This is a genomic window from Nitrosopumilus oxyclinae, from assembly GCF_013407165.1.
In the GTDB taxonomy this organism is placed as follows: domain Archaea; phylum Thermoproteota; class Nitrososphaeria; order Nitrososphaerales; family Nitrosopumilaceae; genus Nitrosopumilus; species Nitrosopumilus oxyclinae.
Genome location: NZ_CP026994.1, coordinates 110,378 through 134,059, shown reverse-complemented (window position 1 = coordinate 134,059; position 23,682 = coordinate 110,378). Strand labels below are relative to the sequence as shown.

Below are 23,682 nucleotides of genomic sequence, written 5' to 3'. Positions count from 1 at the left end.
ATCCTAATAAAGTAATTCAACTTCCTTTTCAAAATTTATTTCTGAAAAATTTTCAAACCAAAATAATGCTTGTAAAGAAAACATTGATGCCCATGAATTTACTTTTAGATTTTTCTTCCATCCAAAAATAGTTTTTCCAAATTCTTCATAAAATCCTCCATTGATAGATTTATCTGTATTTTGTGCCTGTAAAGTAAGTAAAAATAATTGTAATTTTTTAGTTATTTGATCAAGATTTTTTTGTTCCAATTTTGCTAAAAGAATTTTTAATCTGATTAATTGAGCAATAGGATAGCTTGATTTTGAATGATATCGAGAATTAAACCACAAATCAATACTGCCATCAGATTGAATTTGATTTTCACACCAATTAACAGCTTTTTTACAACAGTTTAGATAGTTTTCATCTCTTGTGACATTATACGCATGGATTAATCCTTCAAGTGCATACAACATTGTATGAAGATTTACTACTTTGTTATTTTGATGAAGTAAAATACTGCCATCAGATTGTTGAAAATTAATTATAGAATTTGCAATTTTTTTTGCTGCATTTAACGAAGTTTCATCATTTGTAATTTTATAAAGTTGCAATAATGGGATTGTTAATTTAATATGTAAACAGCCAGATTTTTTATACCAAACTTTATCATCAATTTCAAATTGGTTAGTTTCTAAATTCTTCACTGGTTTAATGCTACCATCATTTTCAAGAGTATTAGTTAAAATCCAATTATTCAATTTTTGTGCATATTCAAGAAATTTATTGTCTTTTGAAATGATATAGCAATCCAATAGTCCTTTTGAACAAATTGCAGTATCAAAAGAATAAACATATTTTTTAGTAATTCCTTCAGGTGAAATTCCTTGTATTATTCCTCCAAATTTTTCATATAAATCAATTAACCAATCACATGAGGCTTTTGCAAAATTAAGATATTTTTCATTTTTTTCATTTTCATATAGAAATCTCATTGTACTTGCATAATATCCAGTTATCTCTGGATACAAAAATGCAAATTTTTTATTTTTTTCATCATAAAAAGAATGAACTCCACCAAAATTTGGATTTGATGGTTCTGATGTGAAAATTCCGGAATTTAGCAACCAATTTTTTGTTATTTCAAATGAAGAACTCAATACTAGGTAACACTTTTTTTGTTCCTTAAAAAGCATAAAGACAGTGAAAATTCTAGTCTTAGTATTTCATTTTCCACCAATTAGTGGAGGAGGTGTTGTGGTAATTACAGATATAATTAATAAATTTGCTGAATTGGGAAATGAAGTAACAGTAATCACACCTGATCTTGATTGGAATGGTGAACAATTTAATCCTAAAATAAACTCAAAAATTAAAGTCATTCGAACAGAAACTCCCTCACGAAATAAAATCAAAATAGCTGCAAGACGATGCCAATCTAATATTAAAAAAACTGCAATGGAAATAGGTAAATCAAATCAATTTGATTTTATTTTTACAATATTTCATCCATTTCATCTAGTCCCAAAAGCTGCAGTTGAAGCTGCAAAAGAATTAGATATTCCATCTATTGTAAAAGTAGATGATGCTATTTATGAAAAAGCATCTGGGATTAAATCATTACAACGAAAGATTGAAAAAAGGATCAATGGAAAAACTCTTAGATCTGGAACTAGAATTCTTGTTTCAAATAATGATACAAAAAAAATTATTATTAATGAATACAATGTAAAACCAGAAAAAATTTCAATAATTCCAAATGGTGTAGATTTATCTTTATTTGATATTACTAGTGAAAAAGATCCAAAGAAAATCGTTTTTGCAGGAGCAATGTATTATCATAGAGGTTTAGACATATTGCTTGAAGCTATTCCATTTGTTATTAAAAAAATACCAGATGCAAAATTTGTTTTATTAGGTAGTGGTACTGAAATGGAAAAATTGAAAAAAATTGTTATAGAAAATAAATTAGAAAATTCTGTTGAATTTAAGGGTTGGATTAAAAGAGAACAAATCCCTGAAAATATTTCAGATGCTTCAATTGGAATTGGGCCTCTAAGATTAACAGATGTGACATCAAGAGCTCTTCCAATAAAGGTTTTAGAATACATGGCAGTTTCATTGCCCATTATAGCCCAAAAAGGAACACTTCCTGATGATGTTTTAGAGAATAAAAAAAACGGATATTTTATCGAAAATGCAAATGATTTGGCTGAGAAAATTATTTTATTATTAAATCAACCAAAAAAAGTTGAAAACATGGGAATTCAGTCATCAAAAATGGTCCAAAAATTTTCATGGAATAATGTTGTAAAAAGTATCATTGAAGAAACTAAGAAATTTTAAAAATTTCTTTTTAAAATTTTAAGAATTTTTTCACTTGCATCACCTTTTCCATAAGGTGTTTTTCTTGAATGAAGTTTAGGATTTTTCATAGTTTTTTTAATTAAATTTGAAATATTTTTGTAATCTAACCCAATAATTTCAGCCATTTTATTTTCAACAGCTTCAGGTCGATCAGTTGTTTTTCTTACTACCAAAACTTTCTTTCTAATCATTGGCGAAGTAGCTTCTTCTTGAATTCCACCTGAATCAGTTACAATAAAACTACAGTTTTTCATTAGTTCAAGGATTTCAAAATATCCTACAGTATCAAGAATTTGAATATTTTTATTTTGATATAATTTGTTGAATAACCCAAATTCATGAAGACGTCTTTTTGTTCTTGGATGTATTGGAAATATAATATTCTCATTTGAATCAATTAGTCCTTTTATTATAGAAGAAAGTATTTTTTTATTATCTACATTTTCTGATCTATGGAGAGTTAATAAAATGAAATCAGATGACGGAATAGATATTTTTGATTTCTTTTTTGAAATTTTAGAATAAATATTGATTGCGTCAATAACAGTATTCCCTGTTACAAATATTTTACCATGTACTTTTTCAGATTTTAAATTTAATTTTGTATTTTGAGTAGGTGCAAATAATAATTCAGAAATATGATCCACTGCAATTCTATTATGCTCTTCTGGCATTCTCCAATCATTACTTCTTAATCCAGATTCAACATGACTAATTGGGATGTTTGATTTAAGAGAACAAATTCCAGCAGCTAAAACAGTATTAGTATCACCTTGAATCATTACTGTATCAGGTTTTTCTTTAAGTAGAATTTTTGATAATTTGGCAATTATTTCACTTATTTGGAGTGACGGATTAGATTTTGTGATATTTAATGAATAATTGGGTTTTTGCAAGCCTAATTCATGAATAAAACTCATCCCCATCTTATTATCATAATGTTGACCAGTAAAGACAAAAGAACAATTTTTGGAGCCAATTTTTCTAATAATTGGTGCAAGTTTAATGATTTCTGGTCTTGTTCCTAAAACTATTGCTACTTTCATCTAATTTCAACTTCTATTATCTATAGATACTATTATTGGTATAGAAAGTTTGATTGTATAGATTTTTTGTTAATTCGTCTACAAATTATTCTGAGCATATTCATTAAGGTAAGAATTTTATTAATTTTTGTAAAGAAATGAAAATTCTATTTATCGCTCCAAAATATTCTGGGGGGATTGGAGGACATGCATCAAGAGTTGCTGAAAAGTTGCAAGAGCATGGATTTGATGTAAAATTAATGCATACACCACACATACCAATTAAAAAATTAAAGAATCCAAGTTTTGTATTATTAAGTTCTTTGAAAGCAATGATAGAAGGAGAAAAATATGATATTGTTCATGCATTTAATGTTCCATCAGCTTTTGCTATGAAATATACAAAAGCAAAGAAAAAAATCCTATCTATTCACGGAATATATTCTGAACAAGTAGATGCATTACATTCTAAAACTATGTATTCTATTGCAAAAATTGCTGAAACAAAAGTTTTGAAATGGGCAGACAAGCTTACAACTGATTCTAAAATTGTTAAAAAAATGTATAAAGAAAAATTAAATGCTAATTTTGAATTTTTCTATGCTCCGTTAGATATTAAAAAATTTGAAAAATTAAAAAATGTAGAAAAAAATGAAAAGCAAATAATTTTCATTGGAAGAGATAGTTATGAAAAAGGTATAGATGTTCTAAAAGAGATTGAACCAAAAATTAATGGTAAAATAATCTATTGTACAGATATGAAATGGGAAGATGCAATGGAGAATCTTAAAGCATCTAGCATTCTAGTGATACCTTCAAGAATGGAGAGTATTCCACAGGTAATTAAAGAAGCATTTTATCTCAAAATACCAGTCATTGCAACTAATGTTGGAGGAATTCCGGAATTAATCACAAATAATGTGACAGGAATTCTTGTTCCTCCGAATGATTCAGAAATACTACTAAAAAATATTAATGAATTACTTGTAGACAATGAAACTGCAGCAAGACTTGGGAATGCAGGTTATGAATTTGTAATAAATAATCTCACATGGGAAGTTCTACTCCCAGAATATGTTAAATTTTATGAAAATTTAGTAAATTCTTAAAAAAAATATTTTTTTAAACCATCTTTTAAAGATATGTCATAATTCCAATTAATTAGTTTTTTTGCAAGGAATACATCAGCAAGACTTTCTTTAACATCACCTTGCGGTAATTCATCATGTTTGATTTCTAAGGGCTTTCCAGAAAGATTAATCATCAATTGTGCTAATTCATTCACAGATGTAGGAATCCCAGTTCCAATGTTTAGAAATGAAAAACTAGTTGTGCTTTCCATTGAAAGTAAATTAGCTTTAGCAACATCTTCTACGGAAACAAAGTCTCGCGTATGGGAGCCATCACCAAAAACTATTGGTGATTGATCTAAGTTAATTTGATCAAAGAATTTTGTAATCACACCTGCATAATCATTAGTTTGACCAATTCCATAGACATTGAAATATCTTAAACCAATTATTGAAACTCCTAAATCATGATATTTTTTTGCTAGTTTTTCATCATCTAGTTTTGTTATTCCATATGGATTGATAGGATTTTTATCGAAATCTTCTGTAATAGGAGTCACAGAAGTATTTCCATATACACTGGAACTACTTGCATATACAACCTTTTTTTCAAATTCTTTTGCTAATTTAAAAATATTTTCAGTTCCAACTACATTCACATTATGATATTTTTCCTTCTGAATGAATGATTCAGGCACAGAAGTTAAAGCAGCCTGATGAAAAATTCCATCAGAATCAGAAATTATTTTTTTTAAAGAGTCTAAATTTAATATATCCATTTTTTGAAATTCAATTTTTTCTTCAAATCCAGATAAATTTTCTAATCTTCCTCGTGAGAAATTATCAACAATAGTTACTTTGTGATTTTTGTTAATGAGATGTTTTGCAATATGGCTTCCAATAAATCCCGCACCACCAGTAATTACAAATTTCACGTGTTTGTTGAATCTAGCACATCTTTAAGTCTTAAGAAATAAAAAAATAGAATCTTATAAACATAGAAAAATACAAAGTATTATCAGGTATTCAATCTTGGAAATAGACAATAATTCTTCAACAATTAAAGAAGTTTTGAGTTTAAGGTATTGTCCATCATTGGAGATTGATAAAAAGAAATTTGTTGTAGATGACTTTGTACCTGAAGAAAAACCTAATTATTTACAATATATAGAAAATTCAATTTCATCTGTAATTGAAAATGAAGTTAATGAACAACATATTTCGATGGCCCTAAGTGGAGGAGTGGATTCAGTTCTTGTAATGGCATTATTACGTAAGACTATGCCTGACATCAAAATTGATGCTATATCTTTAAAATTTGCAGACAGTGTTGATGAAACAGGAATTGCTACAAATATTGCAAATAAATTCAATGCAGAGCACCATATTATTTCAATTGAAAATTTTCTAGAGGATCTTCCTAAAGCAATTAGTATTGTTAAAATGCCATTTTGGGATACTCATTGGTTTCATATAGTAAAAACTGCTTCAAAATTTTCAACTACACTTGTATCAGGAGATGGAGGTGATGAATTATTTGGCGGATACACTTTCAGATATAAAAAATTTCTAACCAATTTCACTTCAAATATGACACCATTAGATAAAACTAAATTATATTTAGAATGTCATCAACGTGACTGGGTTCCTGATCAAACTGAATTATTTGGGTTAAACGCAAATTTTTCATGGAATGAGATTTATTCAAAAATTATTCCATATTTTGATAATTCATTATCTCCATTAGATCAAGTATTTTTAGCAGATATTAATGGGAAATTGTTGTATAACTGGATTCCATTGAATAGTAGTTTTAATAAATTTTTTAATCTAAAACCAATTACACCTATCTTATCAAAAGAATTAATGGTATATGCTCCACATCTAAAGAATTCTATAAAATATGATATTAATAACAACGTTGGAAAAATTCCATTACGTGAAATTTTAGCAAAACACATTTCTCCAAAACTTATCACACCAAACAAACAAGGTTTTTCAGTAAATACTGTAAATCTGTGGAATTCTTATGGGAAAAAGATATGTGAATATTATTTAGATAATGCACGAATTGTTAATGATAAATGGATCAGTAAAGACTGGATTAAAAAATCTCTTAAAAAACTTGATGAAAAGCCAGATGTAAGATATATCAATAAATTTTTAGGATTATTAGCATTTGAGATTTGGTATAGAATTTTTATAACTAAAGAAATGAATCCAAATACAAAATTATCTATTTAAAAAAATTAAAAATTCATAGAATAAATACAACTAATTTTTATTTACCCAAAAAATCACATTTACTGTTGAAATCAGAACTAGTAGAGCAGATTATTTGTCCAGAATGTCATACAGATTTTTCATTAAAAATAAAGAAAAAACAAAAAGATGAAATTATTGAAGGAGTTTTAACCTGTTCTAAAAAACATCGTTTTTCAATAATTAGAGGAATACCTCGTCTTGTTTCTGATAAACAAAAAGATTTTATAAAAACAGAAGATGCATTTTCATCTAAATGGAGAAATTTCAATAAATCATATCATAATAAAAAATGGATTGAAGGTCAAAAAAAATGGTTTTTAGAAAGATTTGGATGGAAATCAACCTCCAAATTAAATAGTTTTTTAAAAACACGTTCTAAAATTCTTGATGCTGGAACAGGAGTTGGAAACAGTGCTAAATTATTTTCATCAAACCCAAATTCTCAAGTATTTGGAATTGATGCCAGTGAAAGTATAGAATTTGCTTATAAAAAATATGGTAAAATAAAAAATATTCATTTTTTACAGGCTGATATTAGAAAATTGCCATTTAAGAAAAATTTCTTTGACTTTGTTTGCTCTGATCAAGTGTTACATCATACCAAAGATACTGAATCTTCATTCAAAATGCTCTCAAAATTATTGACAAAGAAAGGTATGATTTCAATTTACGTTTATAGGAAAAAAGGACCTCTACGAGAATTTGCAGATGATCACATTAGAGAATCTACAGTTAAAATGTCTGAAAAACAATGTATGAATTTTTCTAAAAGTATGGCATTATTAGGAAAGAGTCTTTCTCAATTAAAAAAGAAAATTACAATTACTGAAGATATTCCTATTCTCAAAATTAAAGCAGGAACATATGATGTTCAGAGATTTTTGTATTGGAATTTTCTAAAGTGTTGGTGGTCTCCAGATGTACCATTTGATCAAAGTGTAGCAACAAACTATGATTGGTATTTTCCAAAATTTGCATACAGACATTCTGAAAATGAAGTTAGAAAGTGGTTCAAAGATGTCAAACTAAAAATCATCCATTTTAATGAAATTGAGAGCGGATATAGTGTTAATGGAAGAAAATAGACTCAACATCATCTAAAAATTAAAAAAATTAAACTAGTTAGTTCTTAATTCTGTTTTAAATTACTAGAAATTATGAACGATACATGGTTTAGAAGACGTTGGTATGATTTCCGTCAAGGTCATGGAATGTATCTTGTTTTTGCAATGTCATTTGTAAATTTTGTTTTAATTTTTTATAGATTGTTAATTGAACAAATTAATGCCTTAGGAGAGATTTTTTCTAATCTTTGGATGTTTGTGGTCATATTTTTGGCAGCATACATTCCAGCTGCCATATTGATTGGTAATTGGCATAGAAAAACTCAGATGAAGATTGAGCATGAACAGTCTATGAAACAGAGTCCATTGATGGCAAAAAACTTTAGAATTCTTTTAGATCTTTTAGAAGGAAAAGCATCTACTAAAGAAGTAGAGGATCTTAGAAAATTTCTAAAATCAATTGAAAATGGAAGTAATTAGAAAATAAAATTTAATTCTTTTACATTGTTGCTTGAGAAGCATCATGGAACATCTGACTCTTTGCACATCCAGCAGCAAGTTCATCACCTGCACCACGTCTCATTAGTCCTCTGTATAGACCATCTTCTAATTTAACGCCTTCTCGTTCTTCCCATTCCTCTACAGTGATAGAATATTTCTTTTGAATTCTATCTCTATACCATTCTGGAATTACATTGAATGCACAGAATGGAACTATTCTAAGGTCTGGAGTTACATAGTGAATATCACATCTTTGTAATCTTTCAAGGTCTTCGTTGTATTTGTCTTGGAAATGCATCATACCAAGGAATAATCCTTTGACATGCCATGAACCAACTGAATCAAATGATCTCTTCATTAGGATATTACCAAACATCTTTGCTAAATCTAATCCTGCTGGTTGTTTCTTTGTATCAACAAAGCCTTTGAGTTTTCTAACAACTTCAAGCATTGTAAAGTACTTGTTTTTACCAGAACGAATTTCTTCTGCTTTATCTTCAAATAATTCTAGCATTCCTTGAATGTCACAGAATTTTGTTAATGGGACAAACTTCTTTGTATCTGCATCTTCAAAGATGTATGTTCCTGCTCCACAAGCAAAGTGAATTGATAATTCATATTTTGGTTTGCTTGAGAATGCTTCAATTACATTAGTTAGTGGCATACAACTTGGGACTGGGAACCAATCATCAACAGTTACTTCACCGTTTGTTTGTTCTTCAATTCTTTGAACACAATCAGGAACAGTGATTCTGTATTTTTCACGTTCAGTTTTACCCATTCTACCAGTTAATGATACAGGTTGGAAGTTTACTGCATGAACTACATCCATGTTCTTTTGTGCATATCTGATAATTCCACCTAGTTCGTGGTCGTTAATTGATTTGATTACTGTTGGAACAAATACTACTGTAGTACCTGTTTTTCTACAACTATCAAGTGCATATGGAATTTCCCAGTGGTTCTTTGGGTTTGTTCTTGCAGTTACACCATCAAAGGAAAGATACAAGTTGTTACATCCAGCAAGTCTAACTTCTCTTGCTGCTTCTGGATCCATTGCATGTCTAATACCATTGGTGTTCATCTGAATATGGTCAACACCTTCTTCTTTCATAATTTTAATAACATCAGCAATATCTTCTCTAAGCATTGGTTCACCGCCAGTAATTTGCATAGAGTTTCCTGGAATTGGTCTCTCTGCTCTTAGAGTTTTCATCATACCTCTAACTTGAGTATGGTCTGGCTCGTACATGTAAGCACCTTCAAGTCCCTTCTTTACATAAAAGAAACAGTACCAGCATGTTAAATCACATCTATTAGTTACAATCATGTTTGCTAATCCACTATGGGACAAATGGTTTGAACATAATCCACAGTTGTTTGGACATGAACATTTGTCAATCATTACATTTGGAGAATGAGCACCTTTTCCATCCATCCAGTATGTACTGAATTTTTTGTACATTTCATAAGAACCAAAGTATAATTCCTCACATTCACCGTGGGTTGGACAAACTTTTGACATAAACACTTGGTTATCTCTCTCAAAGACTTCAGCATCCAGAATCATGTTACAGTCTGGACAGATACTTTGAGTGAATCTAATTGTAGATTTCTTACCTAAATTTTTAGTTGATTGATTGGATATCTGAATTAGTGCCATGCCTGTATTGTTGATTTTTCCAAGATGGTATATAATCCATTTCCTACTTGCCCCCGTGGGGGATTTAGGAGGTAGGCATACCTGATTTAAATACCAAAACTGATCGACAAGATCGCATATGAGTATATCTGATAAAACACGAAAGTCATTAGAGAAGATTGGTCTTACCAGTTATGAAATTAGAACATTTTCAGCTTTACTCAAATCAGGAGAATTAACAGCATCAGATCTTAGCCAAAAATCAGGAGTTCCATATTCAAAAATTTACGAAGTGTTAGGAACTTTGGAAGAGAAAGGATGGATTGGTTCAGATGATGCAAGACCAACAAAATATTTTGCAAAATCTCCATCTACAGGACTAGAAACTACAAAACAAAAAATGGAAACTGATTTTTCACAAAATCAGAACATAATTCTAAATGAACTAGTTCCATTATACGAGAAAAGTGGTACTAGTGAAAGACCAGATATTTGGGTTTTATCAGGTGCCATTAACATTGCAGCTAAAATTTTAGAAATGGTAGATACATGTAGAAATGAAGTGATGATTGCATTACCAGAAGCAGGAGTAGATCTAGTAAAACAAGCATTGCCAAAACTAAGATCACTTCATGATAAAGGAGTACAAATTACAATTCTTGCATCAGATAAAATGGATAAAGAATCAATCAAGGCAATCAAACGAGTTGCCAAAGTAATTATCAAGAAAGGGTTGTTTGGAGGAGGTATAATTTCAGATAAAAGATATGTAGTAATTCTCTTAGGACCAGAATTAGGAGGAGTAAATTCTTCAGAAGTTGTTGCTATTTGGGCAGATCATGCAGGATTAGCAGGTTTTGCACGTCAATACTTTGAATATTTATTAAAAGATTCAAAGAAGGTATAGACATGGATGCAATAGATGAAGAAACACTCTTTGTAGGAACTGCAGAAGCAGAGCATGTTGAGATGTATCTTAAAGCAATTTGGCATATCAAAGAAAGAGGAGAAGATGTGAAAATTAGTACAATTGCAAAAATGCTCAATGTAAGGCAACCAAGTGTTGTTCAAATGCTCAAGAAATTAAATCTCAAAAATCTTGTAAATTACAATAAAGCAGGTGTTAAACTAACAGAAGACGGGGAAAGAATAGGTTCCAGTATGATGAGAAATAGTAGATTACTAGAAGTACTAATGGATAGTGCACTAAAAGTAGAAATTGATGAAGAGATGGTTTGTGGAATTGAACATCACATGAACAAACAATTTACAGATGCTCTTTGTGTAATGCTAAAACATCCAAGAAAATGTCCCCATGATCATGAGATTCCCATGGGCGAATGTTGCAAGTCAGCATAATCTTAACCCAAAAGATATATCATCTTAGAAATTATATTTGATCATGGCATGTTTTTGTGGCTGCAAAACATATGAAAAAAATGATGATGGATTCAAAATTGCATGTGTAAAATGTGGACATGGACCTCAAAATCATAATGATGAATTCAGAGATGCTGCAAGAAAGAATGAATCACAAAGTCAAAAACGTGATGCAGACTTTGGATAATTATTCGCCAATAATTTTAACTAAAACTCTTTTTGGTCTTTTACCATCAAATTCACCATAGAAAATTTCTTCCCATGGTCCAAAATCTAATTTACCTTTTGTAATAGCAACTACAACTTCTCTTCCCATTACTTGTCGTTTTAGATGAGCATCAGCATTGTCTTCACCTGTTTTATTATGATCATATTGTGTAGTTGGTGCATGTGGAGCCAATCCCTCTAACCATTTTTCATAATCATGTAATAGACCACCTTCATTATCATTAATGAAAACACTTGCTGTGATGTGCATTGCATTTACAAGACAAAGACCCTCCTGAACTTTGCTTTTAGTTACCAATTTACTCACATCAGGAGAAATATTGACAAAGGCTCTTCTAGTTTTAACTTCAAATGTTAGATATTCAGTAAGTGATTTCATGATTTTTTAATTAATAGCATTAATTAAAATCATAAGCAGGCTCAGAACTCAAGATCCTCATCATCAATCAAAGGGATAGGTACATCACAGCCCGCATGGCATATTTCAAGCAGTTACCTATTGAGTCTTTCAAGAAGCTTGATAAATGGCCAATAGTTCAATCATTCCAAATGGTTGCAATAGATACCCCAGCTTCATTGGAGAGTTTTAGACGATTTGTCATTTCTAGTACATGTATGTCTTATGCACCAAGAGCATATTTGGAAGATACTGAGGTTTTTGCTGAAAGAGAAGATAATCTTGGAGCAATTTATGTTGAGGCAGCTGATAAAGTTACTTTAAAAAAAATCAGAGATGTTACTTTTGTTAATGGAAAAGATGTTTTAGGAATAATCTATAATTCAAAAAGTGGTAATACATCTCTAAAATGGAGGCAATTAAAAAGAAACAACGGTAAAGTTTCAGGAGAAGCTTCTGCAAATTCTTTAACAAATTTATCTGAATCAGGAGTTCTCACTTTAGAGTGGGTTGAAAATTATCTAAAAAAGAAATCAGAAGAAGCAAAAGCAGAAGAAACAACTAGCTAAACTCTTTTCTTTTTGAAAATTAGAATAATATCATGATTACAAAGACAATAGATGATAATTCAATATCTGTTATTCCAGAAGACTCTGAAGATCTTTTGAATTTACGTCGTATTATCAAAAAAGATGACAAAGTAATTGGAGATACAACAAGAGTTCTAAAACAAGATAAAGATTATGCAAGGCCAGATAAAGGTGAAAGAATTAAAGTTAGAATAGAATTAACAGTAGAAAAAATTTCACTTGATGATGTCTTAGATAAATTAAGAGTAGGTGGTACAATTTCTGAATCAAGTAATGAATCAGTACCAAATGGATCACACCATTCATTTATTCTAAAATTAAATGATGGAATTACAATTTCAAAGAAAAAATGGTTACCAATAGAAAAAAAACTTTTGGAATCAAGTAATGATCAAATTAGTTTTGTTTTAGTAGCAATTGATACTAGCGACAGTGGAATTGCTAGATTAAGAGGTACACATTTGGAATTTATGCCAAATATTTATTCAGGTTCTGGCGGAAAAAGATACAAGACTAGTTTCAATATTGAAAAATTCTTTGAACAGGTACAGCAAGCATTATCATCTATTTTCAAAGAAGGAGATACAATTGTAATTTTTGGTCCAGGTGAAACAAAGAAAAGATTTGCAAATTTCTTAGAAAAATCTCAAAAACTTCAGAAATTCAAAATTCAACTTGTTGATGGAATTGATTCTGGAGGAGAAGATGGAATCTACATATTCACAAAATCACATACAATGCAAGAAATAATGTCAGATAGTAAATTGGCAAAAGCTTCATCAATTATTGATCAAGTTATGATTTTAGCAAACAAGAAAAGTAGAAAATTCACTATGGGATATAATGAAACTTTTAATGCAAACCAAATGGGTGCAGTTGAATCATTAGTATTTTCTGATAAAGCAATACAAGATAATGATGAACAACAAATAATGGATTTTCTAAATGATGCAGAAAACAAGGGAGTAAAAATTTACAGTGTTGACTCCTCAACAGACATTGGTCTTAGAGTTACAGGTTTAGGTGGAATTGTATCTTTGTTAAGATATACAGTTGAATCCTAATTAGTGGATTCAACTAACCATCTCAGATAAGATTCATCAATTGATGTGACATCAATTTCTGCTATCTCAGGAACATCATAAGGATGAGTTTCTTTGATTTTCTTTTTCAACAGGGTCTTATTTTTTGTAACAGTTTTAAAAATAGCTAAATATTCTGACGAATTTTTTATTTTTCCTTCCCAAGAGTAAATTGATGAAATTTTAGAAATATTTACACATGCAACTATCTTGTTTTTTACAAGTTCATTTGCAATTTTAGAAAGTGATTTTTTCGTAGGATATGTGGAGATGATTATCACAGGTTTCATAGTAAACGATAAATGACCGTACTTTAAAAAATTAACAATTAGTTTGGAACTTGATTTTATTACTCAGAATGCAATAATCTATGTCTTAATGGCTTGGGTAGTCATTATAGTGATTGCAAAAGCTCTCAAATTAGAAAAATATGGTTTTGAATTAAAGGCGTACAGTCTTGTATACAAGAACAAAGGTGTTAATGATGTTTTAATCAAAGTACTTGGACGAACGAAAAGAGGTATCAAAGTTTTTGCAGATGTAAGTGTGATTGCAGGTTTCATAATGATGGGATTTGCATTTTACTTTTTGTTAAATAATGTTTCAAACTATTTTGTTGCGCAATCAAATTTTTCAGAATTAACAGTGCTTATTCCAGGTGTTACATTAACTTCAGCTCCAGCTATTACGTATTTTTTACTTTCAATTCCAATTGTGTTAGTTATGCATGAAGGGGCACATGGAATAGTAGCTGCATTAGAAAAAATAAAAATTAAGACAGGTGGATTTGCAGTATTCATTGCATTATTTGCAGGATTTGTTGAACCCGATGAAGAAGAATTTGATAAAGCTAAAAGGATTTCAAAGTTACGAGTAATTGGAGCAGGAGCTACATCAAATGTATTATTTGCAATTGTTTTTGGGGCAATTTTATTGACAAATCCAGTTTTTGGAATGGTTTTAGAAAGCATTCCATTGTTTGGAGATGTTATCTTAAACACATTTTATGAATTATCACAAGGAGTTTTGATACTTTCAATTATAGAAAATTCAGGTGCTGAACAAGCAGGATTACTTGCAAATGATATAATTACTACAATAAACGATGTGCCAATTCGTGGTCCGGCGGATTTCCCTGTATTACATCCAGGAGAAACAGCTAGTGTATCCATACTAAGAGATGGTCAGGCATTAGAAAAAACATTGCAAGTAATGGCATCACCAGATGATCCTGAAAGAGGATTAATAGGAATAATGAGAGATAATTCCATCCCATACAAACCTGTAATGAATTTCATTGATTGGACAAATGTAGATTTCAACATTTCAATGTTTTTGTTATGGCTTTGGATGATTTCGTTTTTTATTGGAATTATCAATATGCTTCCACTACCAATTTTAGATGGAGGTAAATTCATTCATACTATTATTGATAAAAAAATTTCAGATAAATCAGTCAACATTGTAATGTGGGGAATATACGCATTCACCTTTGCCCTATTTGGCCTCAATATTGCCTTATCATATTTGAAATCTGGCTGGTTTACAATATAAAAAATACCTAAAGAATCATTAATGAAAAAAACTCAGTTGATTTCATGAATTGTGACAGATGCGATAACCCTGCAGCATATACAAGAAAATATTCTGGGGAAAAACTTTGTTCACAATGTTTCTCAAAATCAATTGTAAGAAAAACTGCAAAAACCATTTCAAAATATAATATGATAAAACATGATGATTTAGTAGCTGTTGCAGTATCAGGAGGAAAAGACTCGCTAGCATTATTAAAAATTATTAATGAAATGGCATTAACTCATAGTTTTAGAATAAAAGCCATTACCATTGATGAAGGAATTCCAGGGTATAGAAATGAAGCATTAGAAATTGTAGAAAAATTTTGTGCAGAACTAAATGTAGAACACAAGGTTTACGCATACAAAGATCTTTTTGAATTAACACTAGATGAGGCTCTAGATTTACGAGAAAGTGATAAAACATCATCATGTTCAATTTGTGGAACTCTAAGGAGAAGAGCAATAGATTATGCAGCAAAAGATATTGGTGCAGATGTAATTGCAACAGGTCATAACCTTGATGATACATTGCAAACATTTGTCATAAACATGATTTCTGGAGATACAACTAAGATCGGATGGATGGATCCTGATACGTCTGCAAATGATTTAAGAAAAATAAAACCCTTTTGTGAGATTTATGAGGCTGAAATAGTCTTTTACGCATTTACAAATGACATGCCATTTCAATCTGAACCATGTCCACACATGAATGAGGGAATACGAACAGAAATTCGTGAATTTTTAAATTCGTTAGAAAATCAACATAGTGGAATAAAAAATAATTTGTATCAATCAATTCTCAAAGTTTCAACGGCAATAAAAAATTCCAGTTCTAAAGAAAAAATAAAATGTGAAAAATGTGGAAACGATTGTACAGGAAATGTATGCTCAGTATGCAGTGTAGTTTTAAAACTAAAAGAAAATCAAACCTAATGCAAATATAACATACTTTCTTAGGAAAATTGGTAGTAGGTAGGATCAGGGTGCCAGCCGTGCCCTATTCTGAAACCGGCTATATGCAGAGATCAGCAACTGTTGGGTAAATCTCTAGATGGGTAATTCCCGCTTGGTGTGCGGAAATGAAATCACGCCGAGGCGGGTGGTTGCAGGACTAGAAATATCCGAAGGGATAACTTCTAAGACCGAACCATCGAAAGGGATGAGGTCCGGGAGGGAGCAATCCTAAGGTGGAGCATCCACGCTTCCTCGTCAACGTGGCGGATCTTGTACGCCTTGAAATGGGGCTATTCGTCTAGACTGGAACCAACAGATCTACTACCTTTATAATTAAAATAAAAATTGGAATTTCATGGAAGGAATTATTTCATTTGGAACTAAAAGAAGTTATGAAGACTTTAAAAAGCAAATTCCAACTCCAGTAATACCATTATTTGATTCAATTAGAGAATTTTGTTTTTCTTTGGGTGATAAAGTAATTGAAGATATACGAATGCATAGAGTAGTTTTTTGTAAATCAATGACATTCAGATGGTTTGCAGATGTTGAACCAGAAAGAGAAGGAGTTATTATAAAAATTCAGAAAAGCAGGAAAGATCCAATCCAAATAATTCAAATAAAAATAGACCAAGAAATCTCAGAAATTACTCAAACTATTAAAAATGCATTTGAAGAAATTCACTAGTATAAAACATCAAATTTTGAAAATTCATTAGTAAATTTTTCATTACGTATTTCTACATCTTCTACTCTTGCATTAGCAGGACCACCATGAGCCCATTCAATTAATCGGTCAATTTTTTCTCCTTCACCTTCTAAAACAGCTTCAACTCTCCCATCTTTGAGATTCTTTACCCAACCAAAAACATCATTTTTCTTTGCCATTACTTTCAAAGTTTGACGGAAAAAAACACCTTGTACCTTTCCAGTTACAAAAAGTCTAACACGTTGTTTTATCACGAAAATAGTAATTAGATGAACTATTAATCAATTTCAGGTTAAAAGAAAAACTACTTTCTTTCTTTGATTCTGGCTCTTCCAGTTTTTCTTGCAGCAATGCTACCTACCTTTGCACCAGGAGGAGCGTCTCTTGAAACTGTAGAACTTTGTCCAACGTGTTGATGACGACCACCACCGTGTGGGTGTACATATGCTGCTTGAGCAACACCTCTTACAATAGGATATTTCTTTCCTTTAGCTTTAAAACTACGCCACTTGTTACCTGCACTCATAAAGTGTCGTTCACTTGCTCCACCACCAGCTAGTGTACCAATCATGGCTCTGTTTTTAGGATTAAGAGTAGCAAACTTTCCAGATGGGAGTTTAACTGTTACACCATCATCACCATGAGAAAATATGGTTGCATCAGTACCTGCTGATTTAACAATAGCACCACCATCACCAAAGTGTTTTTCAATATTACAAACAATTGTACCATCAGGAATATTTTGAACACTGATGACATTTCCTTTTTTAATTTCTGATTTTAATCCAAATTGTAAACTTGCACCTACTGTGGTTCCAAGAACTGCCGGTACAAATGAAACAGAACCATCTTCAAATCTAATTTTGGATAATGGTGCTTCTCTTCCACGCTCATGAACTAAATCGATAATTTCACCTGTATGCTGTTCAGATAGTGGAAAACGTGGATAATTTGCTTTTGCGCCTACTTTTCCAGTAGATGTAGATCTAAATTGATTGCCTCCACGGCCTCGTCTTCGTACTAATGGTCTTTTACCCAAGTTGATCGTTTCCGACACAAAGAGAATTTTAAGCTTGTGGTGTTATCTGATAATTTTACCTGTTAGTTTTGGAAATTACCACAAAGGTATAAAAATTAGAATTCAGGCCAGTATGTATGAGTCAAAATGCTCTTTCTCTCAAAGTTCTTGAAGCATATACACGAGATGTTGGAAGAGGAGTAGCAAGAATCGATTATGATTCAATGGACACATTAAATGCCTCAACAGGTGATGTTATCGAAATTAAAGGTAAAAGAAGAACAGTAGCAAAATGTCTTCCACTTTATCCTTCAGATGAAGGTAAGGGAATTATCAGAATTGATGGACTTGGAAGAAATAATTCAGGAATTGCAATTGGAGATACAATATCAGTTAGAAAAATAAAAGCAGTTGCTGCAGAAAAAGTAGTAGTTGCACCACTTGAAGCAATTCCTCCAATAGATGAAAGATATCTTGCAGATGCTTTAGAAAGTGTTCCTTTGATTAAAGGTGATAATGTAATGGTTCCATACTTTGGTGGACGTTTAACTTTTCAAGTAATCGGTGTTAATCCAGCAGCTGATGCTGTATTAGTAACTCAAAAGACTGTTTTCCATATTGCAGAAAAAGGAGAAACATTACGTGGAGTTCCTCAAGTAACTTATGAAGACATTGGTGGAATTTCAAATGAAATTAAAAAAGTAAGGGAAATGATTGAGCTTCCATTAAGACATCCTGAAATATTTGAAAAATTAGGAATTGAAGCTCCAAAAGGTGTATTGTTGTATGGTCCACCAGGAACTGGTAAGACATTACTTGCAAAAGCAGTAGCAAATGAAAGTCAAGCACATTTCATTAGCATTTCAGGTCCTGAAATTATGAGTAAGTTTTATGGTGAAAGTGAAGCACGATTAAGAGAAATTTTCAAAGAAGCAAGAGAAAAAGCTCCATCAATTATCTTTGTTGATGAAATTGATTCTATTGCTCCAAAAAGAGAAGAAGTTACAGGAGAAGTTGAACGAAGAGTTGTTTCTCAAATGTTATCATTAATGGATGGTCTAGAATCTAGAGGAAAAGTAATTGTTATTTCTGCAACAAATAGACCAAATGCAATTGATCCAGCACTAAGGAGACCTGGAAGATTTGATAGAGAAATTGAAATTAAAGTCCCAGACAAAAAAGGAAGAAAAGACATCCTTGCAATTCACAGTAGAAACATGCCTTTATCAGATGATGTTAACATGGAAAAAATATCTGCAGTCAGTCATGGATATGTTGGTGCAGATTTAGAATATCTATGTAAAGAAGCTGCAATGAAATGTTTGAGAAGATTATTACCAGTTTTGAATTTGGAAGAAGAAAAACTCCCACCAGAGACTTTAGATAAACTAATTGTAAATCATGAGGATTTCCAAAAAGCATTGATAGAGGTAACACCATCTGGAATGCGAGAAGTCTTCATTGAAAACCCAGATGTAAAGTGGGAAGATGTTGGAGGTTTAGAAGAAGTCAAACGAGAGTTACAAGAAGCAGTAGAATGGCCAATGAAGTATCCTGGTCTTTATGATAAACTAGGACATAGTATGCCAAGAGGAATATTACTTCACGGTCCAAGCGGTACTGGTAAAACTTTACTTGCAAAAGCAGTGGCTACTCAAAGTGAAGCAAACTTTGTTTCAGTTAGAGGCCCCGAACTATTATCTAAATGGGTAGGAGAATCAGAGCGTGGAATTAGAGAAATATTCAAACGTGCACGTCAGTCTGCACCATGTGTTGTATTCTTTGATGAGATTGATTCTATTGCTCCAATTAGAGGTGCTGGTGGAGAGACCGCAGTTACTGAAAGGGTAGTAAGTCAATTACTAACAGAATTAGATGGAATGGAAAATATGCACGGTGTCATAGTATTAGCAGCAACAAATAGAGCAGACATGATTGATCCTGCATTATTAAGACCAGGAAGATTTGATAAAATTATTCAAATCCCACTTCCAGATAAAGAAAGTAGAAAGAGTATATTGAAAATTAATGCTGAGAAGATTCCATTCATTAGTGATGAGAGTGATCCTCAACATGTCAATTTCGATAAACTATCAGAACTAACTGATGGACTTAGTGGTGCAGATACAGCATCTATTGCAAATACTGCAGTATCTTTAGTCATTCACGAATTCTTAGATAAAAATCCAGATGTAAAAGATATTGAAAAGAAGGATGTCGATGCTAAAGTTACCATGAAGCACTTTGAAGAAGCAGTAAAGAAAGTAAGAGAACAAAAAGACCTCAAGATAGGCGAAAAATTAGTAGCTTCCTATTACAGGTAGTTTTAATAAAATAACAAATCTAATTCTCATAAATGTCAGAATATACTGGATATGAAGGGAAATCCTTAGAATTTCTTAAAACAAATAAAATTTCAATTAGCGATTCTGTAAAAATTCTAGCAGATATCACTTATTCAGGGATTATCATGCCCAGATACGAACATAGTGACGATAAACATATTGTTTTAAAATTAAAGAGTGGATACAATATTGGTTTAGAAATATCTAAAATTGAGAAGATTGAAAAAAATGAAACCTCAGAAAAAATCGTTGAGAAGATTGAAAAGATTGAAAAAAATGAAAAGTTGCCAAAAATTCTATTATTATCAACTGGAGGTACAATTGCAAGTAAAATTGATTACAGAACTGGCGCAGTTACGCCAGTATTAACTGCTGAAGAATTAAATTCATCTGTTCCTGAACTTGCTAAAATTGCAAATATAGACACCAAAGTATTGTTTTCAGAATATTCTGAAAATATTATGCCGGAACATTGGTTAAAAATTGCTCAAACAGTAAATGAATATTTGAATTCAGATTATACTGGAATCATTATTGCACATGGTACAGATACCATGCATTACACATCTGCCTATCTTTCTTTTTCATTAGCAGGGTTTCAAATTCCAATAGCATTGGTAGGTTCACAAAGATCATCAGACCGTGCATCATCAGATGCTGCACTAAATCTCATTGGAGCTGTAAAATTTCTTACAGAATGTAAAACAAATGGAATCTACATAGCAATGCATCAAGATGAAAATGATGAAACAGTTGCATGTCATATTGGAACAAGAGTAAGAAAAAATCATACAAGTAAAAGAGGGGCATTTCAAACAGTAGGAAAGGATCCTGCATTTTTAATTGTAAATAATGAAATTTATAATAATATGAAAGATAGTTTTTTTACAATAAATGAATACACTCCCAAAATAAAAATAAATGAAAAAGTTGCTCTAGTAAAATATTATCCAGGATATGATCCAATTATGTTAAAAAATATCATAGATTCAGGATACAAAGCAATAATTTTTGAAGGAACTGGGCTAGGCCACATTGGAGAAACCATGTATCCAATGGTGAAAATGGCAAATGAAAAAGACATCTTTATGGGAATGACTTCACAGTGTATTGATGGCAGAGTAAGAATGACAGTTTACGAAAGTGGTAGAGATCTTCTTGATTTAGGAATTATTGCTCTGGAAAATATGATACCTGAAATTGCCTTGGTAAAAGCAATGTGGGCTACAGGAAACACTGAAAATCGTGAAGAAATTAAAGAAATCATGCTAAATAAAATAGCATCAGAATTTTCAACATAATCAGGTGTCAATATGGAAGAATTTTCAATAAAAGATATAGGTGTAAAAGTTGGATTAGAAATTCATCAACAGTTAGCAACAAACAAGAAATTATTTTGTAATTGTAATCCAATAGAATCTAACGAATATTCAATTAAATTTCAAAGAAAACTACGTGCATCTAAAAGTGAATTAGGTGAATTTGATCCTGCAGCACTATTTGAAAGTACAAAATCAAAAACAATTATGTATTATGCAAATGATGAAAGTAGTTGTTTAGTTGAACAAGACGAAGAGCCACCACATGAATTAGATGAAGATGCTAAAAAAATTGCATTAATTATTTCTTCTGCTTTAAAATCAAATATTTTTAGTGAAATTTATCCAATGAGAAAAACAGTAATTGATGGCTCTAATACGACGGGATTCCAACGTACCATGTTAATTTCCCAGGGAGGATTTTTTGATACAGGAGAAATAAAGATAGGAGTTCAGTCAATTTGTTTAGAAGAGGATGCTGCTAAAAATTTAGGAGATGAGGGTTCTGTAAGAAAATTTGGTTTAGAACGTTTAGGAGTTCCTTTAATTGAAATTGCAACAGATCCTTTTGAAGTTGAATTAACAGAAATTAAAAAAATTGCACTGTCATTAGGAAGAATTTTGAGGAGTACAAAGAAAGTAAAAAGAGGATTAGGTTCAATAAGACAAGATGTTAATGTATCAATAAAAGACGGAGGCGGAGTTGTAATTGAAGTAAAAGGTGTACAACAATTAGATCAATTAGAAAAGGTTGTAGAATATGAAGCAAAAAGACAACATGGTTTATTAAAAATTTCAAAGAAAATCCAAGAAAAAAATTGGATATATGATAAAGAAGATAGTAAGGATATTACAGAATTATTTTTAAAGTGTAAATCAAAAATTATACAAACAGCATTAAAGAAAAATCAGAAAATAATGGCAATTACATTTAGAAATATGGCTGGAATGTTTGGTTATTCTCCTTATGAAGGCATAAGATTAGGGAAAGAAGTAGCAGAATTAGTCAGATTTTTTGGAATTGGAGGAGTTTTTCATTCAGATGAATTACCCAATTACGGGGTAGAAGAAGGAGATTTAGAAAAATTAAAGGAATTTTCTGGAATTAGCGAAAATGATGCTTTTTTGATTTTAGCATCTCCTGAGGAAAAAATTCTCACCATAATTGATCAAATAATTTTAAAAATTAAGTACATCAAAAATCATGGAATACCAATAGATACAAGATTAGCTACTCAATCGGGTGAAACAAAATTTCTAAGACCAAGACCAGGAGCTGCAAGAATGTATCCAGAAACGGATATCCCTCCAATAATTATTACAAACGAAGAATTATCAGAAGCTAAAAATAATATTCCAAAATCTTGGGATGATTCTATCAAAGAATTAGAAACAAAGTACAAACTTAATCCACAATTAGCAGAACAAATTTTTGATTCACGTTATATTGGATTATTTGAAGAAATTGTTGAAAAAATTAAAACTAATCCTACATTTGTTGCATCAATTCTTTGTTCAACAATTACAAATTTAGAAAGAAGTGGATTAAATTCTAATTTATTGAAAAATGATGAAATTTTTAAATTGTTTAGTTTGTTAGAAGATGATAAAATTGCTAAAGAATCAATTGAAATAATATTTGAAAGTATAATGTCTGGAAAATCAAATAACGTAGAAGAAGCAATGAAAAATGCATCAATTGAATCTATTGATGAAGAAGAAATAGAAAAAATTATTGTTGGTGTGATAAATAAAAATCAAGAAATTATTATTAATCAAAAAGAAAGAGCAATGGGGCCTTTGATGGGAATTGTCATGAAGGAATTAAGAGGAAAAGCTTCTGGTGAAATAATTAACAAACTACTTTTAAAGAATATCAAGGCTAAATTAGAAAAAATTAATCAGTAAATGCGGGAAGTGGGATTTGAACCCACGAACTCCTAGAAGATAAGGATCTGAACCTTACACCGTTGACCAGGCTGGGTGACTCCCGCATTGGGAAAATTTGAAATCTGGAATAAGTTTCTTTATTATACTATGAAGCAATCATATCAGAATAATCAAGAGATAAAATGGAATTCAGTGAAGTATATTGTTCTAATTGTAAGAAAGTTTTGGGGCGTTACAATACTAAATTCTATAGTGAAGACAAAATTGGTGAATTAA

24 protein-coding genes, 1 tRNA gene and 1 other RNA gene are annotated in these 23,682 nt (G+C 31.0%); 17 read left to right on the top strand and 9 right to left on the bottom strand.

The features are described from left to right. Positions 1-3 precede the first annotated feature (3 nt). On the bottom strand, positions 4-1,140 hold the full coding sequence (locus C5F49_RS00760; RefSeq protein WP_179362866.1) for a glycoside hydrolase family 76 protein: 1,137 nt from the start codon (positions 1,138-1,140) through the stop codon (positions 4-6). A 43-nt stretch (positions 1,141-1,183) separates the two neighbouring features. Between C5F49_RS00760 and C5F49_RS00755 the strand changes: the two genes are divergently transcribed. Beyond that, entirely contained in the window at positions 1,184-2,326 is a 1,143-nt protein-coding gene (locus C5F49_RS00755; RefSeq protein ID WP_179362865.1) for a glycosyltransferase family 4 protein, read from the top strand. On the opposite strand, the gene wecB is transcribed toward C5F49_RS00755, so the two are convergent. Further along, positions 2,323-3,393 carry a non-hydrolyzing UDP-N-acetylglucosamine 2-epimerase gene (gene wecB / locus C5F49_RS00750; protein WP_179362864.1) on the bottom strand — a complete coding sequence of 357 codons (1,071 nt, stop codon included), beginning with the start codon at positions 3,391-3,393 and terminating at the stop codon, positions 2,323-2,325. The genes C5F49_RS00755 and wecB overlap by 4 nt on opposite strands. A 137-nt stretch (positions 3,394-3,530) precedes the next feature. On the opposite strand from wecB, the gene C5F49_RS00745 reads away from it, so the two are divergent. Next, positions 3,531-4,481 (top strand): glycosyltransferase family 4 protein, encoded by a 951-nt coding sequence (locus C5F49_RS00745; RefSeq protein ID WP_179362863.1) that lies wholly within the window; start codon positions 3,531-3,533, stop codon positions 4,479-4,481. On the opposite strand, the gene C5F49_RS00740 is transcribed toward C5F49_RS00745, so the two are convergent. Beyond that, positions 4,478-5,377 carry an NAD-dependent epimerase/dehydratase family protein gene (locus tag C5F49_RS00740; protein WP_179362862.1) on the bottom strand — a complete coding sequence of 300 codons (900 nt, stop codon included), beginning with the start codon at positions 5,375-5,377 and terminating at the stop codon, positions 4,478-4,480. The two genes, C5F49_RS00745 and C5F49_RS00740, sit on opposite strands and share 4 nt — an antisense overlap. Positions 5,378-5,474: 97 nt before the next feature. On the opposite strand from C5F49_RS00740, the gene C5F49_RS00735 reads away from it, so the two are divergent. The 3 genes from C5F49_RS00735 to C5F49_RS00725 all read left to right on the top strand — a co-directional run bounded on the left by C5F49_RS00735 (position 5,475) and on the right by C5F49_RS00725 (position 8,251). Continuing rightward, the gene (locus C5F49_RS00735; RefSeq protein ID WP_246275347.1) at positions 5,475-6,686 is read left to right on the top strand and encodes an asparagine synthase-related protein; all 1,212 of its coding nucleotides are present in this window, start codon (positions 5,475-5,477) and stop codon (positions 6,684-6,686) included. 65 nt (positions 6,687-6,751) lie between these two features. Next, entirely contained in the window at positions 6,752-7,792 is a 1,041-nt protein-coding gene (locus C5F49_RS00730; protein WP_179362861.1) for a class I SAM-dependent methyltransferase, read from the top strand. A 72-nt stretch (positions 7,793-7,864) separates the two neighbouring features. Next, positions 7,865-8,251: a hypothetical protein gene (locus C5F49_RS00725; RefSeq protein WP_179362860.1), complete on the top strand. Its 387-nt coding sequence runs from the start codon at positions 7,865-7,867 to the stop codon at positions 8,249-8,251. Positions 8,252-8,270: 19 nt separating this feature from the next. On the opposite strand, the gene tes is transcribed toward C5F49_RS00725, so the two are convergent. Beyond that, positions 8,271-9,935: a tetraether lipid synthase Tes gene (gene tes / locus C5F49_RS00720; protein WP_179362859.1), complete on the bottom strand. Its 1,665-nt coding sequence runs from the start codon at positions 9,933-9,935 to the stop codon at positions 8,271-8,273. 118 nt (positions 9,936-10,053) lie between these two features. Here tes and C5F49_RS00715 point away from each other — a divergent pair, with 118 nt between their 5' ends. The 3 genes from C5F49_RS00715 to C5F49_RS00705 are packed head-to-tail and all read left to right on the top strand — an operon-like array spanning position 10,054 to position 11,481. Further along, positions 10,054-10,821 (top strand): TrmB family transcriptional regulator, encoded by a 768-nt coding sequence (locus C5F49_RS00715; RefSeq protein ID WP_179362858.1) that lies wholly within the window; start codon positions 10,054-10,056, stop codon positions 10,819-10,821. 2 nt (positions 10,822-10,823) lie between these two features. After that, entirely contained in the window at positions 10,824-11,273 is a 450-nt protein-coding gene (locus C5F49_RS00710) for a metal-dependent transcriptional regulator (protein WP_179362857.1), read from the top strand. A gap of 43 nt (positions 11,274-11,316) precedes the next feature. Next, on the top strand, positions 11,317-11,481 hold the full coding sequence (locus C5F49_RS00705) for a hypothetical protein (RefSeq protein WP_179362856.1): 165 nt from the start codon (positions 11,317-11,319) through the stop codon (positions 11,479-11,481). Here the strand turns inward: C5F49_RS00705 and C5F49_RS00700 are convergent, their stop codons facing one another. Then, positions 11,482-11,901 (bottom strand): secondary thiamine-phosphate synthase enzyme YjbQ, encoded by a 420-nt coding sequence (locus C5F49_RS00700; protein WP_179362855.1) that lies wholly within the window; start codon positions 11,899-11,901, stop codon positions 11,482-11,484. Positions 11,902-12,071: 170 nt separating this feature from the next. Here C5F49_RS00700 and C5F49_RS00695 point away from each other — a divergent pair, with 170 nt between their 5' ends. Both C5F49_RS00695 and C5F49_RS00690 read left to right on the top strand, forming a co-directional pair. Beyond that, complete coding sequence (locus C5F49_RS00695) at positions 12,072-12,488, top strand: hypothetical protein (protein WP_179363563.1); 417 nt, start codon at positions 12,072-12,074, stop codon at positions 12,486-12,488. 32 nt (positions 12,489-12,520) lie between these two features. Then, positions 12,521-13,573 (top strand): mRNA surveillance protein pelota, encoded by a 1,053-nt coding sequence (locus C5F49_RS00690; protein ID WP_179362854.1) that lies wholly within the window; start codon positions 12,521-12,523, stop codon positions 13,571-13,573. On the opposite strand, the gene cutA is transcribed toward C5F49_RS00690, so the two are convergent. Beyond that, complete coding sequence (cutA, locus tag C5F49_RS00685; protein WP_179362853.1) at positions 13,570-13,881, bottom strand: divalent-cation tolerance protein CutA; 312 nt, start codon at positions 13,879-13,881, stop codon at positions 13,570-13,572. The genes C5F49_RS00690 and cutA overlap by 4 nt on opposite strands. Before the next feature lie 88 nt (positions 13,882-13,969). Between cutA and C5F49_RS00680 the strand changes: the two genes are divergently transcribed. From C5F49_RS00680 to C5F49_RS00665, 4 genes are all read left to right on the top strand, one after another. Further along, the gene (locus tag C5F49_RS00680; protein WP_179362852.1) at positions 13,970-15,145 is read left to right on the top strand and encodes a site-2 protease family protein; all 1,176 of its coding nucleotides are present in this window, start codon (positions 13,970-13,972) and stop codon (positions 15,143-15,145) included. Positions 15,146-15,189: 44 nt separating this feature from the next. After that, positions 15,190-16,104: a TIGR00269 family protein gene (locus C5F49_RS00675; RefSeq protein WP_179362851.1), complete on the top strand. Its 915-nt coding sequence runs from the start codon at positions 15,190-15,192 to the stop codon at positions 16,102-16,104. A gap of 33 nt (positions 16,105-16,137) precedes the next feature. After that, positions 16,138-16,449, top strand: an RNA gene (gene ffs, locus C5F49_RS00670) — signal recognition particle sRNA. A 31-nt stretch (positions 16,450-16,480) separates the two neighbouring features. Next, positions 16,481-16,813, top strand: a complete 333-nt coding sequence (locus C5F49_RS00665; RefSeq protein ID WP_179362850.1) for a hypothetical protein — start codon at positions 16,481-16,483, stop codon at positions 16,811-16,813. On the opposite strand, the gene C5F49_RS00660 is transcribed toward C5F49_RS00665, so the two are convergent. Continuing rightward, on the bottom strand, positions 16,810-17,088 hold the full coding sequence (locus C5F49_RS00660; protein ID WP_179362849.1) for an acylphosphatase: 279 nt from the start codon (positions 17,086-17,088) through the stop codon (positions 16,810-16,812). The genes C5F49_RS00665 and C5F49_RS00660 overlap by 4 nt on opposite strands. Before the next feature lie 50 nt (positions 17,089-17,138). Further along, positions 17,139-17,873 carry a 50S ribosomal protein L2 gene (locus C5F49_RS00655; RefSeq protein ID WP_179362848.1) on the bottom strand — a complete coding sequence of 245 codons (735 nt, stop codon included), beginning with the start codon at positions 17,871-17,873 and terminating at the stop codon, positions 17,139-17,141. Positions 17,874-17,989: 116 nt separating this feature from the next. Between C5F49_RS00655 and C5F49_RS00650 the strand changes: the two genes are divergently transcribed. Genes C5F49_RS00650 through gatE form a run of 3 tightly spaced genes read left to right on the top strand, consistent with a single transcriptional unit; the run spans position 17,990 to position 23,424 of the window. Then, positions 17,990-20,176: a CDC48 family AAA ATPase gene (locus C5F49_RS00650; protein WP_179362847.1), complete on the top strand. Its 2,187-nt coding sequence runs from the start codon at positions 17,990-17,992 to the stop codon at positions 20,174-20,176. A gap of 32 nt (positions 20,177-20,208) precedes the next feature. Further along, the gene (gene gatD, locus C5F49_RS00645) at positions 20,209-21,498 is read left to right on the top strand and encodes a Glu-tRNA(Gln) amidotransferase subunit GatD (RefSeq protein WP_179362846.1); all 1,290 of its coding nucleotides are present in this window, start codon (positions 20,209-20,211) and stop codon (positions 21,496-21,498) included. A gap of 12 nt (positions 21,499-21,510) precedes the next feature. Next, positions 21,511-23,424 carry a Glu-tRNA(Gln) amidotransferase subunit GatE gene (gene gatE / locus C5F49_RS00640; protein WP_179362845.1) on the top strand — a complete coding sequence of 638 codons (1,914 nt, stop codon included), beginning with the start codon at positions 21,511-21,513 and terminating at the stop codon, positions 23,422-23,424. A gap of 1 nt (position 23,425) precedes the next feature. On the opposite strand, the gene C5F49_RS00635 is transcribed toward gatE, so the two are convergent. Then, positions 23,426-23,510: transfer RNA gene (locus C5F49_RS00635), tRNA-Leu, on the bottom strand. Between the last annotated feature and the right edge of the window lie 172 nt (positions 23,511-23,682).

Excerpts from the sequence above, each read along its gene's own strand:
- wecB (WP_179362864.1), bottom strand. The coding sequence starts at position 3,393 with ATGAAAGTAGCAATAGTTTTAGGAACAAGACCAGAAATCATTAAACTT.
- C5F49_RS00745 (WP_179362863.1), top strand. The coding sequence starts at position 3,531 with ATGAAAATTCTATTTATCGCTCCAAAATATTCTGGGGGGATTGGAGGA.
- C5F49_RS00725 (WP_179362860.1), top strand. The coding sequence starts at position 7,865 with ATGAACGATACATGGTTTAGAAGACGTTGGTATGATTTCCGTCAAGGT.
- tes (WP_179362859.1), bottom strand. The coding sequence starts at position 9,935 with ATGGCACTAATTCAGATATCCAATCAATCAACTAAAAATTTAGGTAAG.
- C5F49_RS00715 (WP_179362858.1), top strand. The coding sequence starts at position 10,054 with ATGAGTATATCTGATAAAACACGAAAGTCATTAGAGAAGATTGGTCTT.
- C5F49_RS00710 (WP_179362857.1), top strand. The coding sequence starts at position 10,824 with ATGGATGCAATAGATGAAGAAACACTCTTTGTAGGAACTGCAGAAGCA.
- C5F49_RS00705 (WP_179362856.1), top strand. The coding sequence starts at position 11,317 with ATGGCATGTTTTTGTGGCTGCAAAACATATGAAAAAAATGATGATGGA.
- C5F49_RS00700 (WP_179362855.1), bottom strand. The coding sequence starts at position 11,901 with ATGAAATCACTTACTGAATATCTAACATTTGAAGTTAAAACTAGAAGA.
- C5F49_RS00695 (WP_179363563.1), top strand. The coding sequence starts at position 12,072 with ATGGTTGCAATAGATACCCCAGCTTCATTGGAGAGTTTTAGACGATTT.
- C5F49_RS00690 (WP_179362854.1), top strand. The coding sequence starts at position 12,521 with ATGATTACAAAGACAATAGATGATAATTCAATATCTGTTATTCCAGAA.
- cutA (WP_179362853.1), bottom strand. The coding sequence starts at position 13,881 with ATGAAACCTGTGATAATCATCTCCACATATCCTACGAAAAAATCACTT.
- C5F49_RS00680 (WP_179362852.1), top strand. The coding sequence starts at position 13,970 with ATGGCTTGGGTAGTCATTATAGTGATTGCAAAAGCTCTCAAATTAGAA.
- C5F49_RS00675 (WP_179362851.1), top strand. The coding sequence starts at position 15,190 with ATGAATTGTGACAGATGCGATAACCCTGCAGCATATACAAGAAAATAT.
- C5F49_RS00665 (WP_179362850.1), top strand. The coding sequence starts at position 16,481 with ATGGAAGGAATTATTTCATTTGGAACTAAAAGAAGTTATGAAGACTTT.
- C5F49_RS00650 (WP_179362847.1), top strand. The coding sequence starts at position 17,990 with ATGAGTCAAAATGCTCTTTCTCTCAAAGTTCTTGAAGCATATACACGA.
- gatD (WP_179362846.1), top strand. The coding sequence starts at position 20,209 with ATGTCAGAATATACTGGATATGAAGGGAAATCCTTAGAATTTCTTAAA.
- gatE (WP_179362845.1), top strand. The coding sequence starts at position 21,511 with ATGGAAGAATTTTCAATAAAAGATATAGGTGTAAAAGTTGGATTAGAA.